Origin of the sequence: Winogradskyella echinorum (assembly GCF_014297365.1) — a bacterium.
Classification (GTDB): Bacteria; Bacteroidota; Bacteroidia; order Flavobacteriales; family Flavobacteriaceae; genus Winogradskyella; species Winogradskyella echinorum.
The window spans coordinates 470,467-487,034 of sequence record NZ_JACOQD010000002.1; the positions used below are offsets into that span (position 1 = coordinate 470,467).

Annotated in this window: 15 protein-coding genes; 8 read left to right on the forward strand and 7 right to left on the reverse strand. The window is 31.5% G+C overall.

Annotated features, from left to right (window positions below; all coding sequences use genetic code 11):
• Positions 1–11 precede the first annotated feature (11 nt).
• Positions 12–1,541, reverse strand: coding sequence for a histidine ammonia-lyase (gene hutH / locus H8K90_RS09270; protein WP_186845679.1), 1,530 nt, complete (start codon positions 1,539–1,541; stop codon positions 12–14).
• A 126-nt stretch (positions 1,542–1,667) separates the two neighbouring features.
• On the opposite strand from hutH, the gene H8K90_RS09275 reads away from it, so the two are divergent.
• The gene (locus H8K90_RS09275; RefSeq protein WP_186845680.1) at positions 1,668–2,708 is read left to right on the forward strand and encodes a TlpA family protein disulfide reductase; all 1,041 of its coding nucleotides are present in this window, start codon (positions 1,668–1,670) and stop codon (positions 2,706–2,708) included.
• 51 nt (positions 2,709–2,759) lie between these two features.
• Here H8K90_RS09275 and H8K90_RS09280 read toward each other — a convergent pair whose 3' ends face one another.
• Positions 2,760–4,313, reverse strand: a complete 1,554-nt coding sequence (locus H8K90_RS09280) for an NAD(P)H-hydrate dehydratase (RefSeq protein WP_186845681.1) — start codon at positions 4,311–4,313, stop codon at positions 2,760–2,762.
• Positions 4,314–4,392: 79 nt separating this feature from the next.
• On the opposite strand from H8K90_RS09280, the gene H8K90_RS09285 reads away from it, so the two are divergent.
• From H8K90_RS09285 to H8K90_RS09295, 3 genes are all read left to right on the forward strand, one after another.
• Positions 4,393–4,926 (forward strand): GNAT family N-acetyltransferase, encoded by a 534-nt coding sequence (locus tag H8K90_RS09285; RefSeq protein ID WP_186845682.1) that lies wholly within the window; start codon positions 4,393–4,395, stop codon positions 4,924–4,926.
• A gap of 139 nt (positions 4,927–5,065) precedes the next feature.
• On the forward strand, positions 5,066–5,425 hold the full coding sequence (locus H8K90_RS09290; protein WP_186845683.1) for a hypothetical protein: 360 nt from the start codon (positions 5,066–5,068) through the stop codon (positions 5,423–5,425).
• Between the two features lie 2 nt (positions 5,426–5,427).
• Entirely contained in the window at positions 5,428–6,300 is an 873-nt protein-coding gene (locus tag H8K90_RS09295; RefSeq protein WP_186845684.1) for a T9SS C-terminal target domain-containing protein, read from the forward strand.
• 112 nt (positions 6,301–6,412) lie between these two features.
• On the opposite strand, the gene holA is transcribed toward H8K90_RS09295, so the two are convergent.
• Positions 6,413–7,420: a DNA polymerase III subunit delta gene (gene holA / locus H8K90_RS09300; protein ID WP_186845685.1), complete on the reverse strand. Its 1,008-nt coding sequence runs from the start codon at positions 7,418–7,420 to the stop codon at positions 6,413–6,415.
• A 142-nt stretch (positions 7,421–7,562) separates the two neighbouring features.
• Here holA and H8K90_RS09305 point away from each other — a divergent pair, with 142 nt between their 5' ends.
• From H8K90_RS09305 to H8K90_RS09315, 3 genes are all read left to right on the forward strand, one after another.
• Positions 7,563–8,012, forward strand: coding sequence for a type I restriction enzyme HsdR N-terminal domain-containing protein (locus tag H8K90_RS09305; RefSeq protein WP_186845686.1), 450 nt, complete (start codon positions 7,563–7,565; stop codon positions 8,010–8,012).
• Entirely contained in the window at positions 8,013–9,005 is a 993-nt protein-coding gene (locus H8K90_RS09310) for a glycosyltransferase family 2 protein (protein WP_186845687.1), read from the forward strand.
• A 104-nt stretch (positions 9,006–9,109) separates the two neighbouring features.
• Positions 9,110–9,967 (forward strand): OmpA/MotB family protein, encoded by an 858-nt coding sequence (locus H8K90_RS09315; RefSeq protein ID WP_186845688.1) that lies wholly within the window; start codon positions 9,110–9,112, stop codon positions 9,965–9,967.
• A gap of 285 nt (positions 9,968–10,252) precedes the next feature.
• Here H8K90_RS09315 and H8K90_RS09320 read toward each other — a convergent pair whose 3' ends face one another.
• The 4 genes from H8K90_RS09320 to H8K90_RS09335 all read right to left on the reverse strand — a co-directional run bounded on the left by H8K90_RS09320 (position 10,253) and on the right by H8K90_RS09335 (position 15,513).
• The gene (locus H8K90_RS09320) at positions 10,253–12,361 is read right to left on the reverse strand and encodes a vWA domain-containing protein (protein ID WP_186845689.1); all 2,109 of its coding nucleotides are present in this window, start codon (positions 12,359–12,361) and stop codon (positions 10,253–10,255) included.
• Positions 12,362–12,451: 90 nt separating this feature from the next.
• Positions 12,452–13,534: an AMP-binding protein gene (locus H8K90_RS09325; protein WP_186845690.1), complete on the reverse strand. Its 1,083-nt coding sequence runs from the start codon at positions 13,532–13,534 to the stop codon at positions 12,452–12,454.
• Positions 13,535–14,476 carry a CPBP family intramembrane glutamic endopeptidase gene (locus H8K90_RS09330; RefSeq protein ID WP_186845691.1) on the reverse strand — a complete coding sequence of 314 codons (942 nt, stop codon included), beginning with the start codon at positions 14,474–14,476 and terminating at the stop codon, positions 13,535–13,537.
• Between the two features lie 2 nt (positions 14,477–14,478).
• Positions 14,479–15,513, reverse strand: coding sequence for an o-succinylbenzoate synthase (locus H8K90_RS09335; RefSeq protein WP_186845692.1), 1,035 nt, complete (start codon positions 15,511–15,513; stop codon positions 14,479–14,481).
• 58 nt (positions 15,514–15,571) lie between these two features.
• Here H8K90_RS09335 and H8K90_RS09340 point away from each other — a divergent pair, with 58 nt between their 5' ends.
• Positions 15,572–16,471, forward strand: coding sequence for a sterol desaturase family protein (locus H8K90_RS09340; protein ID WP_186845693.1), 900 nt, complete (start codon positions 15,572–15,574; stop codon positions 16,469–16,471).
• Positions 16,472–16,568 lie beyond the last annotated feature (97 nt).

The following is a 16,568-nucleotide window of genomic DNA, read 5'->3' on the forward strand; positions in this document are numbered from 1 at the left end:
ACTACAGTGACTTACTTTAAACCATAAGTGTTTAAAAACAATTCTTCAATTTCAATATCTACATCTTTTAAAAACTGAATTGAAGCTTCAATATCATCATGCAATACTTCGTCTACTTTAATAAAAGGTACAACTTTTCGATACTGTTCTAAAAACGACTCTAAAAAGGGTGATGTTTTTAAGGGACTTCTAAACTCTATAGCCTGTGACGCATTCATTAATTCTATAGCAATAACACGTTCTACATTTCTAATTAAAGTGTAAGCTTGTGTTGCTGCATTTGCACCCATACTTACATGATCTTCTTGTCCATTAGAAGACACAATTGAATCTACACTCGCTGGAGATGCCAATTGTTTATTAGCACTTACAATACTTGCAGCTGTATATTGCGGAATCATAAATCCTGAATTAAGTCCAGGATTATCAACTAAAAATGCGGGTAAACCTCGCAAACCAGATACTAATTGAAATACACGACGTTCTGATATATTACCAATCTCTGCCATTGCTATTTTTAAATAATCTAACGCCAAAGCCAAAGGTTGTCCATGAAAATTTCCACCAGAGATAATTAAATCTTCTTCATGAAAAATATTAGGATTATCTGTCACGGAATTGATTTCAGTTAAAATCACTTTCTCAACAAAATCTAACGTATCCTTTGTTGCACCATGCACTTGCGGAATACAACGAAATGAATAAGGATCTTGTACATGTTCCTTTTCACGAGTAATAAGTTCACTTCCTTTTAAAAATTCATTAAAACGTCGAGCTACTTTTCTTTGTCCAGGATGTGGTCTAACCGCATGTACCAAATCATGAAAAGGATCCAGACGACCATCAAAAGCATCTAACGAAATACTTGCAATAATATCTGCTAAATAAGATGTTTTATGAGACATTAAAAGTAAGTAAACTCCATATGCACTCATAAATTGTGTGCCATTTAATAATGCTAATCCTTCTTTAGCTTCAAGCTTTATGGGTTTCCAATTGAATTTCTCTAATATAGTCTCAGCTTCATATTCCTGATTATCATGCACCACTTTTCCTTTTCCTAATAACGGCAATGCTAAATGTGCCAAAGGGGCTAAATCACCAGATGCTCCTAAAGAACCTTGTGTAAATACAAAAGGAAATATATCGTTATTAAAAAAGTCAATTAACCTATTTACGGTTTCTAACTGAACTCCACTATGACCATAACTTAGCGATTGTATCTTTAGAAGTAACATAACTTTAACCACAGATTCTGGTACACGATCACCAGTTCCACAAGCATGAGACATAACGAGGTTTTCTTGAAGCTGCGTTAAATCCTTATCCGAAATTTTAACATTATATAATGAGCCAAAACCAGTATTGATACCATACATTGGTTTTTTATTATTTGCCAGTTTAGCATCTAAGTACGTTTTACACTTTTTAATGTTATTTGCAGCGGCTTCTGAAAGTTTTAATTTTTTCTTATCCTTAAAAATATTGTATATCGTTACAATATCTAAAGCTTCAGAAGAAATAGTATGATAATTATTCATTTCAGGTTATTAATTGATAATTCAAAATTGAGAAATATTTTGCACTCTACATCATATTGTTAATAATTACTGTAAACTTGAAATTAAGCTTAGAATGCTTATTTTTGGGCAATAACAAAAAAATTTATGAAAAGATTATTAGCAATTTGTATAGCACTTTCACTATTTGCATGCAAGAAAGAAGAACCTAAGGATTATGCAACTATTTCTGGAAAGATTGAAAATGCTCACGAATCCAATATTTTAAGAGTTTTCCAAGGTAGAAACTTTGAAAAATTAATATCTCTTAACGACGATGGAACATTTAAAGACACTTTAAAAGTTACAGAGGGAGATTATAATTTTCAGCATGGGAATCAACGAGGTGTTATTTTTCTAAAAAATGATAATGAATCTTCATTTAATGCAGACTATACGGATTTTATGAAATCTATAGTTTTTAGCGGTGATGCAGAAGATATAAACAATTTTTCTATACAATCTTTTTTAATTTCTAATGATCATTTTACTGAAGATTTAGTGGCAAACGGATCTAAAGCTGAATTAGACGAAGCCATTAAAAACTACAAATCAGCATACGAAGACCTAAAGAAAAAATACAGTGAAATAGATTCTACTCACCTAGCATTAATGGATAAAAATATTGACGGTACGCTAAAACAACTAACCCAATTTATGTCAACTAAATTGGCAACACGTTCTGCATTACCAGAAGGGTCGCCTTCACCTATTTTTGAAAATTACGAGAATTTTGCAGGAGGAAACACATCACTTTCAGATTTAAAAGGTAAATATGTTTATATAGATATTTGGGCAACTTGGTGTGGCCCTTGTATTAAAGAAGTGCCATCACTTAAAAAAATTGAAAAACAATATGACGGTAAAAACATAGAGTTTGTAAGCATTTCTGTAGATGAAGGTCGTGGTTATAAGGGTGATGCTAAGGCAGCTCACTTAGGGTGGAAAAAAATGGTAGCCGAAAAGGAATTAAGCGGCACACAATTATTTGCTGATAACGGATTTATGTCTGAATTTATACAATCATACCAAATCAATGCTATTCCAAGATTTATATTAATAGATCCTAAAGGAAACATTGTAAATGCAGACGCTCCGAGACCATCTAGTCCTCAACTTGTTGAGTTATTTAATACTTTAGAATTATAATTAATAATAACGATATATAAAAAAGCCTTCATCTTTGAAGGCTTTTTTTTATTACTTTTCTTGTTGTTCCTCCTCTTGTGGTTGCTCTGGCTGCTTAAATAAATCTATATAAGCTTCACCCATAGTATCAATAATATGACTTGCAATTAAGCTTTGATAACCATAATCTTCTAATGAAATATCTGCGGATTTACCATGCAAGTAAACTCCAAAAATAGTAGCTGCCAAAGGCTCGTATCCTTGAGCTATTAATCCCGAAATAATTCCTGTTAAAACATCGCCACTTCCAGCCGTTGCCATACCAGGATTTCCTGTAGTATTTACATACAACTTATCGTTATAAACCGTAATAGAGTTTGCACCTTTAATTAATACAATCACCTTATACTTCTTTGAAAACGCTTTTACTTTTTTCAGTTTATCAAAATCATCAGACCACTTCCCTATTAATCGCTCTAATTCTTTAGGATGTGGAGTTAATACAGTTTGTTCTGGCAATAATTTTAGTAATGTTTTCTTTTTTGAAAGTAGATTTAAACCGTCAGCATCGATTACCAATGGTAATTTGTTTTTCTTTAAAAATGCTTCAAAAGCCTTTGCAGTTTCATCAGTTGTTCCTATACCTACTCCAACACCAATTACTGTTGGTTCTATATCAAAGTTTATCTGGGTAATATTATTTTCATTATCATCTGTAATTACCATCACTTCTGGTAAAGCAGCTTGCATACTATTATAGCCGCATTTTGGGATATAAGCCGTTACCAAACCTGCACCAGAACTTAAAGCCGCTCTACTTGCTAAATTTACAGCACCTATTTTTCCATAACTTCCACCTAAAATTAATACATGCCCAAAGTCACCTTTGTGCGAAAATTTTTGTCGAGGTTTATAAAGTGGTAAAACTTCAAATTTAGATATGAGTTCTACTTCTGTTTCCGTTTGTATTAAATAATCTCTATCAATACCAATATCTAAAGCTTCCCATTGAATGGTATATTTAGCCGTTTCTGGTAAAAAGAAAACCAGCTTAGGTGATTGAAAACTTAAGGTATAGTTAGCATGAACTACGGCATTTTCATCCTCAACCGCTTTGTCAGAGTACAAACCTGATGGAATATCTACCGCCAAAGTAAATGCTTTAGATGCTCTCCATCTTTGAAATAGTTCTTGTACCCAATCATTAGGTAATCGATTTAAACCAATACCGAAAACAGCATCAACAATGATATCTTTTTCATCTATTACAATTTCAGAAAAGTCTGCACCACAACTTAACATAATTGGCCAATTCTTTGTAGTATCCTTTATGCGATCGTAATTAATAAGAAAATCTTTAGACCGTTTATCACTACAGTTTACTATATATGTTACAACATTATAACCATGTGTTATTAAGTGCCTTGCCAAAACCAGACCATCACCACCATTATTACCTATACCACAAAAAACATGAACTGGCACTTGGGCTCCTTGCATACGACTATGAATCCAATTAAAGATTTGAGTACCTGCACGCTCCATTAAATCGGTTGATGATATATTTTGACGTTCTGTTGTTAACCTATCTCCTTCGTAAATTTGCTCTTTGGAAAATATCTTCATGCAATAATTCTATAAAATGAATGTGTTTTGTCCCGTAAAAATAATACATTTAATATATAAAAATATCCCCTTTTGCTAAATGTCTAAGTACAAACCATTCTCAACGCAAAGACTCATCATTAGACCAGTCACTATTAAAGATGCTCCGTTTATTTTAGAATTAATGAATACACCAAAATGGATAAAATATATTGGAGAGCGTCATGTAAAAACCGTTGAAAAGGCCGAAGCTTATATTAAAGAAAAAGCATTTCCTCAACTTGAAAAACATGGATATACCAATAATGTTATTATAAGAAAAGAGGATAACACAAAACTTGGCACTTGTGGCTTATATCACAGAGAGGGCAAAGAAGATCCTGATATTGGCTTTGCATTTCTACCTAATAATGAAGGTAAAGGCTATGCCTTTGAAGCAAACAATAAATTAATGCATGTCGCTAAAGAAAATTATGGCTTAACCGAATTAAGTGCATTTACATTAGAGGATAACAAATCTTCTAGAAAATTATTAGAACGTTTAGGCTTTAAATTACTAGGTATAGGTAACTTACCAAATAATGATGAGGACTTATTACACTACCATAGAGTTTTAGATTTTAATAATAAATAGGGTTGTGCTCAATATCAAAAAAATATTTAAAAATTTTAATTTAAGATTAGTAGTTCTAGAATGTATCTCCTTAGTTTTTATAATTAGCGGGATAAAACGATTTTATATTGCATATAATGGAAAACTATACGATGTTTTAATGAATAAAGATTGGGAAAAACATGAATTAATAAATAATTCGTCAATTTCTGAATTATTTGTGAATGAAATATATTGGTTTTTAACAACGTTGTTAATTAGTATTTTAGTTATTGCACTTATAAACTGGAGAAATAAATTTGGACAAATAAACTCAATTGCGGTCATCATAATTACTTTAGGAATTTCTTCGACTGAATTTTACTCATCAGGATTTATAAACCGATATCTAAATTATTTTTGTGGAATATTTGCGGAAGGCTATGGAATGGCTTTTTTAGTTGGTGGCTCAATTATATTATTAGTTGGAATTTTGATTTTATGGAAAACCATTACACTGCATAAAAAAACAAAGCATTAACAATGACAAAATTCATTAATTTTACCTTCCTTTCTTTATTTATAGTTCTTAATGGTTTTTCGCAACAACTAACTTTAGAAACAGGCTTAGATGCTTCAGTTAATGAAACTTCCGGATTGCTTTATCTTAACAAAACGCTTATTACACATAATGATTCTGGTAATACTAATCAATTATTCGATATAGATACTTTAACTGGTGCTGTTACAAGAACGGTAACCATCAGCAATGCCAAAAATGTAGATTGGGAAGATCTTACACATGATGACACCTTTATCTATATAGGCGATTTTGGAAACAATAATGGTAACAGGACAGATTTAAAAATCTATCGCATTTCCATTGACGATTATTTTAATAAGACCTCTGTAACTGCAGATGTTATTAACTTTAGTTACAGTAATCAAACAGTTTTTAAGTCAAAACCCTTTAACACAGAATTTGATGCCGAAGCCTTAATACATTACAATGATAATCTCTATATATTTTCGAAAAATTGGAGAGATGATATAACTCATATTTACAAACTCTCTAAACTTCCAGGAACTTATAATATTTCTACAATAGATTCCATTGAAACCGAAGGTCTTATTTCTGGTGCTAGTTATAATGCACGCAGTGATAGCATTATACTTTGTGGTTATGGTGATGGTGCTTTTATTATTGAATTAAAAGGATATAGCGAAGGTTTGTTTTCTAATGGTTCTATAGATCGGATTTCTATTACCCAACCTGAAAATTATTCGGCACAGATAGAAGCAATTATTCCTATTAACGCTAATGAATATTATTTGTCAGCTGAAAAAAGTTTATCAAATGCGCCTTCAGGATTATTTAGATTTAATACTTCAATTTTAAAAAATAAAGAAGATTAATTTGAAGATTCTTATTCGAGATTTGATTTTGCTCAACTTTTTTTATTAACGAATATTATAGATGCTGAACTTGTATCAGAATCTCATATAATTTTAAACGTTCAATTAAAATTTACCCTAAAATCCTAACCAACAATTCCTTTAGTAAATCACCTTGAGGTACAGCATTAGAACCAACACCTTTACCTTTTACATCAAACTCACGCAATAACCCAATTACAGAACTTACTTTTTTCATCGGATAGTTTCGAGCTGCTGTTAAATACTCATTCACAAAATAGGGATTCACTCTTAAAGCTGAAGCCACACTCCTAGGATTTTTATCGTGCATACCATGAAGATGTAATAACTGCGAAAAAAAACTAAACAGCAACGATACTGTAACAACCATAGGATTGTCCTTAGGATTGTCTGCAAAATACTTTGCTATTTTATGAGCTTTTACCACATTGCGCTCACCAACCGCTTTTCTTAGCTCAAAATTATTGTAATCCTTACTAATACCTATATTTTCTTCAATATGTTCTGGTGTAATTTGTGTGCCTTTTGGTAATACAATTTTAAGTTTATTAAGTTCATTATTAACCTTACTTAAATCTGTACCTAAAAATTCTACAAGCATTTGAGCTGCCTTTGGCGAAATATCATATCCTTGCCCTTTTAGCACACGTCTTATCCAATCTGGCACTTGATTATCATAAAGCTTTTTACTTTCAAAAACAACTCCACCATTTTTGTTTATTGCTTTATATAAAGCTTTACGCTTATCAATTTTTTTGTACTTATAATTAACCACCAAAACTGTAGTTGGCTGCGGATTGTCTGCGTATTGCGCTAATTTTTCAATCGTTCTGCTTAAATCTTGAGCCTCCTTAACAATCACTACTTGTCGCTCTGCCATCATTGGATATCGTTTGGCATTACTCACAATATCATCAATAGATACATCACGACCATACAAAACCATCTGATTGAAACCCTTTTCAGCTTCATCTAACACATTATCTTCAATAAAATCTGAAATCTTATCAATATAATAAGCTTCTTCTCCCATTAAAAAATAGATAGGCTTAAGGTCTCCCTTTTTTATTGCTGCAACAAGTTGTTTTACGTCGTCCAAATTATCAAAAATTCCAAAAATTTAAATTCCAAATTCCAATGCAAATCAATAAGATTAATACTCATTTTTAGATTTTGGGATTTGAAAATTGTGATTTGCCGTATTCTACATTAAATTTGATGAAAAATTAAGAATATTGCCTTTGCAAGACCTCAACTTTCCAAAGTTTGAATACCGTTTCAAAAGTACAGAAAATAAAGTTTCTATTTTTGATGTAATTCGGAAAAAATTCATCATTCTACAACCTGAAGAATGGGTGCGACAACATTGCGTGCATTATTTAATTAACGAGAAGAAATACCCTAAGTCGTTAATTAATGTTGAAAAAGAATTGACCATAAATGGCTTAAAAAAACGTTATGACATAGTTATATTTAATACAGATGGTAGTATTTATTTAATCGTAGAATGCAAATCACATAAAATTACGATTGACCAAACTACCTTCGATCAAATAGCACGTTACAACTTAACTCTAAATGCCACGTATTTAATGGTAACCAACGGTTTAAATCACTATTATTGTGAAATGGATATGAAAGCAGAACGTTATACCTTTTTAAAGACGATTCCAAATTACTCAAAAGACTAAATGTTACAAATTAAAGATATAGCAGTTGTAATTTTAAACTGGAATGGCAAAGCCTTACTCCAGCAGTTTTTACCATCAGTAATTAAACATTCTAATGATGCTATAATTTATGTTGCTGATAATGCTTCTACTGATGATTCTGTTGCATATATTTCTAAACATTATCCGACTGTAAGATTAATTCAGAATAAATTAAATGGTGGTTATGCTAAAGGTTATAATGATGCACTAAAACAAGTTGAAGAACCTCTTCTCTGCCTATTAAATAGTGATATTGAAGTTACAGCAAATTGGTTGCAACCTATTTTAGAAGTATTTAATAAAGACGCTAATACAGCCATTATTCAGCCAAAAATTTTAGATTATAAAAACAAAGCTTTTTTTGAATATGCTGGTGCAGCTGGTGGTTTTATAGACAAATATGGTTATCCATATTGTCGAGGACGTATTTTCAATACCATTGAAGAAGATAAGGGGCAATACAATGACATTAAAGACATTTTTTGGGCTTCTGGTGCTTGTTTTTTTATTAGAAATACTGTTTTTAAAAACCTAAATGGTTTCGACGAAAGTTATTTTGCGCATATGGAAGAGATTGATTTGTGTTGGCGCGCATTTAATAGCAATTACAATACAAAATATGTAGGTTTATCAACGGTTTATCATGTTGGTGGTGCAACGCTGAATAATACAAATCCTAAAAAAACCTATCTTAATTTTAGAAATAGTCTCTTAACACTTGTAAAAAATACCGACACAAATGTTTTTATTAAAGCTGTTATTAGAATGAAATTAGATGGTGTTGCAGCTTTCCGGTTCTTATTACAGCTAAAACCATTACACTTTTTTGCTATTTTTAAAGCGCATTTATCTTTCTATAAAAATTTAAGCAAAATTTTAAGACAACGCAAACAACTGTCAAAGCGAGGAAATTATTATAAAACCACCTCTATTGTTTGGTCTTATTTTATTAAAAACATAACAAAATTCTAATTGTTCATAAAACTGTTAAAGTTTTTGTTAATCCATGTTTAGACAATTCTTCTTTTCTATAATTTTGAATTGTTGTAAATAACAGTTTAACTAAAAATGAATTTATGAAAAAATTAATGTTATTAAGTGTTTGTTCAATGGTGTTGTTAGCGTCTTGCGTGTCGAAGAAAGATTACCTAGCACTTGAAGCACAACAAAAAGAAACACAAGATTTATTAAATACAGCTACGGTAAAATTAAATAGCTGTCTTTCTGATGCTGCTGCTGCAAATGCTCGTGTAGAAGCTATGAAAGAACAATTAGCTGATATGCGTAAAAGCAATGAAGCTTTGATAAAAAACTCTCAAGACTTAACCGAATTGACAAGTAAAGGTGCTACTAACCTCGAAAAATCGCTAGAAAGTCTAAGAGAAAGTAACTTAAAAATTACACGTTTACAAGATGCTTTAACTCGTAAAGACAGTGTGACTTTAGCTATTGTTACTAGCCTTAAGAAAGAGGTTGGAATGAGCGATTCTGATATTGAAATTAACGTAGAAAAAGGTGTTGTATTTATTTCAATTGCTGACAAATTATTATTTAAAAGCGGAAGCTATACTGTAACAGAAAGAGCTAATGAGATATTAGGAAAAGTTGCAAAAGTTATCAATAGCAAACCAGATTTTGAAGCTATGGTAGAGTCGCATACAGACAACAAGTCTTATAGCAAACCACCATTATTAGACAACTGGGATTTAAGTGTAAAACGTGCTACTGCAGTTGTTAGAGTTTTAGAAAGCCTTAATGTAAACCCTCAACAGTTAATTGCAGCTGGTCGTAGTTCTTATGTGCCGTTAGTTGACAATGATACTGCCGAGAATAGAGCAAAAAATAGACGTACTCGTATCGTTGTACTTCCTAAAATTGACCAGTTCTATGAAATGGTTGAGTCTGAAATGAAAAACCTAAGCGAAGGAAATTAATCCTTTTAAGCAATATATTGAAAAGCCCAATACGGTTGTATTGGGCTTTTTGTTTTTTATAATATTTTCAACTGCGCTCAACTGAACATAATAGTTCTAATTAACATGTTTTGCATTATACATATACAAACACTATTTGTTGTCAGTTCGAGTAATTTTGAGGTACGAAAAATTGTATCGAGAACATTTTATTGAACAATATTCTGCTTCTCGATACATATTTTCCTCATTTTCAATCGAAAAATCCACTCGAAGTGACGAATTCTATCAAAATGCACAATAGTTCTAATTAATATTATCATAAGATTTCACCAATCTTATAAATTCTGCTCTATAACCTTCTTTGTCTTCACCTCTACCATTCTCTGCTAGTTCAATAACTCTATCTAATTTAGCATTATTATTATATTTAGAGTTTCTCAGTTTCATACCAAATAAAGCAACCGCAGAAGCAAAATTCATATCAGCAGATGCCACAGTAATTTTAGTATTTTGTACGTGTACCATCTCAATACTCTTTGACTCGTCTAGTCTTTTATATCTGAATTTTACTGTAAATAATTCGTTTTCATACTTTGAAGTTGGATATGTGGTAGCGTATTTTAAACCTGGAACTGTTTTTAAATAATCACTTTTAATTCCTGTTGGGATAATTTCATATAAAGCCGTTACGGTATGACCACTTCCTAATTCACCTGCATCTTTTGTATCATCTATAAAATCCTCATCTGCTAACAACCTATTTTCATAACCAATTAAACGATACGCTTGTACTTTCTTTGGGTTGAATTCTACTTGAATTTTTACATCCTTGGCAATCGTAAATAAGGTACCACCAAACTCTTTTCCGAAGACTTTCTGAGCCTCTTGCATATTATCGATATAAGCATGATTTCCGTTACCTTTATCTGCTAACGTCTCTAATTTTGAATCTTTATAATTACCATATCCAAAGCCTAAAACAGATAAGTACACTCCAGACTTACGTTTTTCTTCAATTAAACTTTGCATGTCGCTGTTACTTGAAGCTCCAACATTAAAATCTCCATCTGTTGCAAGTATTACTCGATTATTTCCATTTTTCTTAAAGTTCTTTTCAGCTAATTTATAAGCTAACTCTATACCTGCTCCACCAGCAGTTGAACCACCAGACCTTAAATTATCTAAAGCCGCTAAAATCTTTTCTTTATTATCACCAGATGTAGGTTCTAAAACCACACCAGCTGCACCAGCATATACCACAATAGATACTTTATCTTTTGCTCTTAATTGATTAACCAAAAGTTTAAAAGCACTTTTTAATAAAGGCAGTTTATTCTGCGAACCCATAGAACCAGATACATCAATTAAAAATGTGAGATTAGATGCTGGTAATTCTTCGTCTGTATAACTTTTACCCTGAAGACCAATTCTTACTAATTGGGTTTCTTTATGCCATGGTGACTCAACAACTTCTGTGTAAATAGAAAAAGGGTGCTCATTTGTTGGTTGCGGGTAATTATAGTTAAAGTAATTAACCATCTCTTCTATTTTGACAGCATCTGGAGAAATATGTTGGCCATTATTAATCATACGTCTAACATTACTATAAGAAGCTTTATCTACATCAATTGAAAAAGTTGATAATGGAAACATATTAGTTCTTTCGAAATTATTCTCTGTGATTTGAGCATAAGATTCATCATTTTGAATTCTATAATTTCCGCTTTTAGTTGTAATTACAATGCAACCATCTTTTGCTGAATTACCAAACATACTAAGCGCTTCAGTTGATTTATAAACATTCATATGCTCAATATCATTAGGATTTAACTTATCAATTAATTGATTATATCCTTTTTGTATTGGAATCCCATCAACGATATATAAAATATTAGAGTTACTATTTTTTGCCTTTGTACCTCTTATGTTAACCCCTTGTACATTGTCTGCCAATTGTTTGGAAATCTTATCGTGGAATCTTTTCTGTTCTTGTCTTCTTATTTGTGATTTGCTTGGAGCACTTATACTACTAATACTCTCTGATCTGACAACTTCTGCAGTACCAGTATAAGCCTTTTTTGTAGTTGTACCATAACCAACAATCACAACTTCATCTAATGTTTCACTTGCTTCTAAACTAACATCAATAACACTTTTGGTTCCTACGGTTACACTTTGAGACTTGTAACCTATATAACTAAATATTAATTTATCACCTAAATTGGTGCTTATTGAATACTTACCGTCAAAATCAGTTGTTACACCTTGACTAGTTCCTTTAATAAGAACATTTGCTCCTGGTAATGGCAACCCGTCTGAAGCAGTTGTTACAGTGCCTGTAACAGTTTTTTGCTGAGCATTTAATTGTACTGAAAAAAACAATACAATAATGATTTTTAAAATTGTTTTCATAATGTTTGAGTTATAAGTTTGTGTAAACCTATTAACAAACACTATAATACAAAACCACTAATGAGTGAAGTAAGTCTTTGAATGAGTAAACTACCTTAAAGCAGCTTTAAGTGTTTTTTTACGTTGAATTTTCCCTGTATTCGTCTCTGGAAATTTCTCTAGTGTGTATATCTGCTTCGGAATTTCAAATTTATCCAAGGCTTTTAATTCCTGAATATTGGATAAAATGGTGTCTGCAGAATCCGCAGGATTTTCAATTATAAGAATTAACTTTTCTCCAAGTTCAACGTCAGATTCACCAGCAATAATATATCGCTCCTTAATAAGAGTTTGAAGTTTTTCTTCAATTTGCTCTGGAAACAGTTTTACTCCACCAGAATTAATTACATTATCATAACGTCCGAGTAGTTTAAAACTAGTTTCGGATTTTAAATCTACAATATCATTAGTTACTAAAGCGTCTTTAACAAGTTTTGGTGCGTGGATAATTAAACATTTCCTTTCATCTTGCTCAAAACGAACATTAGTTAACGCGTTGAAATATTTTTCGCTTTTAGCCGATTTAGATTCTAATTGACGTACTGCAACATGAGTTACGGTTTCCGTCATACCATAAGTTTCAAAAAATAGGGATTTTGATTCTTTAATTTTTTCTAACAAAGGTTTAGTAACCATAGAACCACCAACAATAATAGTCTTTATATTTTGTGTGTAATTTATAGCTTGTTTTAATTGAAGCGGAATCATAGCACAAAAATCGTAATGCTTGTCATAATCGAAAATGGGATGCGCAACTGGTGCAACAAAATCTAGTTCTAATCCCAATACCAAAGCACGTACAAACATCATTTTACCAGCAATATAATGACTAGGCAAACAATGTAAAGCTGTATCACCTGGTTGAAGTCCAAAAAAATCACCTGTGGCAATAGCAGAGTTAACCATTGCTTGCTTTTTTAATTTAATAGACTTTGGTGTACCTGTAGAACCAGAAGTATTAACAATTAAAAAATCCTTGTCGTTGAGCCAATCTATTAAAAAGTTGCCAGTTACTTTCTCAAACGGTTCACCTTCTTTTATAAGGCTATAGGCTACTTCTTTTAAGTCTTCAAAATTAAAATGAAGTCCGTTAAACTTAAATCGGTTATGTACTTTATTGTACTTTGGTGTCATCTATTCAATGATTTTATAGTCTTCTTTGGGTGGTTCTACAACATCTCCAAATAATTTATCTTTCCAGTTTTTCCAACCGTACTTTTTAGACAAAATAAGAAGCATTATAGGATACACAACTAAAACAGGAATTACTATTTCTGTTACAGTACCAGCAACAGGTTCTGCAGTACTTTTATATATGGCATCTGTTTGTAAAGCTGTCCAATCTGTAGTTACAAGTAATGATGCAATAAGATTATTACCTAAATGAAATCCTAAAGCTAACTCTAAACCTTCATCCATTAATGTCATAATACCCAATAATAAACCTGTGCCAATATAAAAAATCATCATTTCCCAAAATCCTATAGCTCCAACTTCTGGGTTGGCACTATGAGCAATTCCGAATAAAACAGAGGTAAATATTAACGGAAACCATTTATTCTTAACCAAAACGCCAATATGCTGCATTAAATAACCTCTAAATAAATACTCTTCTAATCCTATTTGAAGTGGAAAAAGGATAATACTAATTAAAAATAATAAGGCAAATTTACTAGCATTAAACTGATATACAATTTCTGAAGCGTCTATCGCATACATTATATAAAATGTACCAATTGTATAAAGTGTTATCATTAAAAACGAGAACAAAATCCGTTTGTAATCTATTTTAGATCGCGATGTTGTTAATGATAAAATACTTCTTTGATGCACATATTTTACCATAATAAATAATAGACCCAGTAAAAAAGCAAATGGCGCTAAATTAATGATTAAAGTAACATTAGCAGACCAGCCCCAACTTTTCATCATCTCCATAGCAGCCTCTAATTCAGCAGGATCTGAAAATAAAAAATAGATAAAATTGGCAATAAATATACCAGCAACTAATATGGTTGTTATAATAAACATCCATAATTCGCGCTGTCCTTTATAGGCTTGTTGTATATAATTCATAGTTATATATTAAATTTCCAGTGTTGTTTTTTATCGTATTGCAAAGTACCATTTTTTACAATTAATGGCGAATCAAAATTATTAGTAAATAAACTTCCTGTACCTAATCCTTGAGGCATTGTGTTTTTTAGCGTGTAAGTCCATTGTGCAATAGCATTTAGCCCAATATTACTTTCTAAAGCACTTGTAATCCACCATTTTATATTTAAACTTTCTACTAAATCAATCCATTGCGTGCTGCCACCAAAACCACCAACCAAACTTGGTTTTAATATTATATATTGTGGCTGTATCGTTTCTAGTAATATTTGTTTCTCTTCTATTGAAAACACACCTATCAATTCTTCGTCTAAAGCAATTGGTAAAGGTGTCGCTTCACAAAGCTGAGCCATAGCTTCAAATTGTTTTGGTTTTATGGGTTGCTCAATGGAATGTAATTGGTATTCTGAAAGTTGTTTTAATTTCTCTAAAGCATCATCTTTTGAAAACGCTCCATTAGCATCTACGCGCAATTCTATATCCGAAGCTGAAAATTCTTTTCTAATAGATTTTAAAATATTCAATTCTGTTTTAAAATCTATGGCTCCTATTTTAAGTTTTATACAATCAAATCCGGTTTCAATCTTTTCCTTGATTTGAGTTCGCATAAAGTTTTCATCTCCCATCCAGACTAAGCCATTAATAGCAATAGCGTCAAAACCTTTTGTAAATGCTGAAGGAAATAACTGAAACTGATCATCACTTTCTAAAGATTTAAAAGCAGTTTCTAAACCAAATTGAATGCTTGGAAATTCCTTAAGCTCGTCAACCAATATAGCTAATCCTATATGTATATTTTGGCAAACCCATTTTAATTTGGTTTCATAGTCTGGTCTATCATCAATAGATAAACCTCTTAAAATGCCACACTCACCTATTCCTTGTTTGCCATTATTTCCTAGTGTTATAAACCAGGTTTCTTTAGTAGTCATTACTCCACGAGATGTACCACTCGGTCTTTTAAAGTCTAAAATGTATTTATGATATTTTGCTGTCATAGATGCAATCAAAAATACTTAAATAATTTTGTAATTTACCAACTCAAAATCATTACAAATGCCAGATTTTCCTAACATCATCTTATTTGCCATTCCTTTTTTTATTCTAGCGATGTTATTAGAATTATATGTCACTACAAAACAGCACATTAAGACCTACGAAAGCAAAGATGCACTATCTTCTATTGCAATGGGCTTAGGCAATGTGTTTTTAGGTTTTGCCAGTAAAGCTTTAGTACTGTTAATATTCTTCTGGATATATGATAATTTTAGGTTATTTACCGTTCCTGTGGCTTGGTGGTCTTTTGTGCTAATATTTTTTATAGATGATTTCTCATATTATTGGTTTCATAGAGTATCGCATGAGTGTCGTTTATTTTGGGCATCGCATGTGGTGCATCATTCTTCTGAACATTATAACTTAAGTACAGCTCTAAGACAAACTTGGTCTGGTGGTTTTTATACCTTTATTTTTTGGTTATGGCTGCCTTTATTAGGTTTTCATCCTGCGATGATTTTATTACAAATGTCAATAAGTTTATTGTATCAATTTTGGATACATACCGAAGCTATAGACAAAATGCCCAAATGGTTTGAAGCTGTGTTTAATACACCATCGCACCACAGAGTGCATCATGGTAGTAACCCTATTTATTTAGACCGCAATCACGCAGGTATTTTAATTATTTGGGATAGAATGTTTGGTACGTTTCAACCAGAATTAAAAGAGGAAAAAGTAGTTTACGGTTTGGTAAAAAATATAAAAACTTACAACCCAATAAAAATTGCGTTTATTGAATGGGTTAATATGTTTAATGATGCATTTACCGGAAAGAAATCTATTAAGAACAGGATTCTCTATTTAATAAAACCACCTGGTTGGAAACATGATGGTTCTGGTAAGGTCAGCGATGATCTGCGAAAGGAATGGATGGATTTAAAACAAATAGAAAAATAAGTTAGTGATTGTATAATTTTAGTTTTAAAATACCATTTAAATAGTTCCTTTGATTTTTTACTTAAACAGTTTTTACAATAATAGTATTCATATGCTT

Coding starts and splice junctions, on each gene's coding strand:
- hutH (WP_186845679.1), bottom strand. CDS start 1,541: ATGAATAATTATCATACTATTTCTTCTGAAGCTTTAGATATTGTAACG.
- H8K90_RS09275 (WP_186845680.1), top strand. CDS start 1,668: ATGAAAAGATTATTAGCAATTTGTATAGCACTTTCACTATTTGCATGC.
- H8K90_RS09280 (WP_186845681.1), bottom strand. CDS start 4,313: ATGAAGATATTTTCCAAAGAGCAAATTTACGAAGGAGATAGGTTAACA.
- H8K90_RS09285 (WP_186845682.1), top strand. CDS start 4,393: ATGTCTAAGTACAAACCATTCTCAACGCAAAGACTCATCATTAGACCA.
- H8K90_RS09290 (WP_186845683.1), top strand. CDS start 5,066: ATGAATAAAGATTGGGAAAAACATGAATTAATAAATAATTCGTCAATT.
- H8K90_RS09295 (WP_186845684.1), top strand. CDS start 5,428: ATGACAAAATTCATTAATTTTACCTTCCTTTCTTTATTTATAGTTCTT.
- H8K90_RS09310 (WP_186845687.1), top strand. CDS start 8,013: ATGTTACAAATTAAAGATATAGCAGTTGTAATTTTAAACTGGAATGGC.
- H8K90_RS09315 (WP_186845688.1), top strand. CDS start 9,110: ATGAAAAAATTAATGTTATTAAGTGTTTGTTCAATGGTGTTGTTAGCG.
- H8K90_RS09320 (WP_186845689.1), bottom strand. CDS start 12,361: ATGAAAACAATTTTAAAAATCATTATTGTATTGTTTTTTTCAGTACAA.
- H8K90_RS09325 (WP_186845690.1), bottom strand. CDS start 13,534: ATGACACCAAAGTACAATAAAGTACATAACCGATTTAAGTTTAACGGA.
- H8K90_RS09330 (WP_186845691.1), bottom strand. CDS start 14,476: ATGAATTATATACAACAAGCCTATAAAGGACAGCGCGAATTATGGATG.
- H8K90_RS09335 (WP_186845692.1), bottom strand. CDS start 15,513: ATGACAGCAAAATATCATAAATACATTTTAGACTTTAAAAGACCGAGT.
- H8K90_RS09340 (WP_186845693.1), top strand. CDS start 15,572: ATGCCAGATTTTCCTAACATCATCTTATTTGCCATTCCTTTTTTTATT.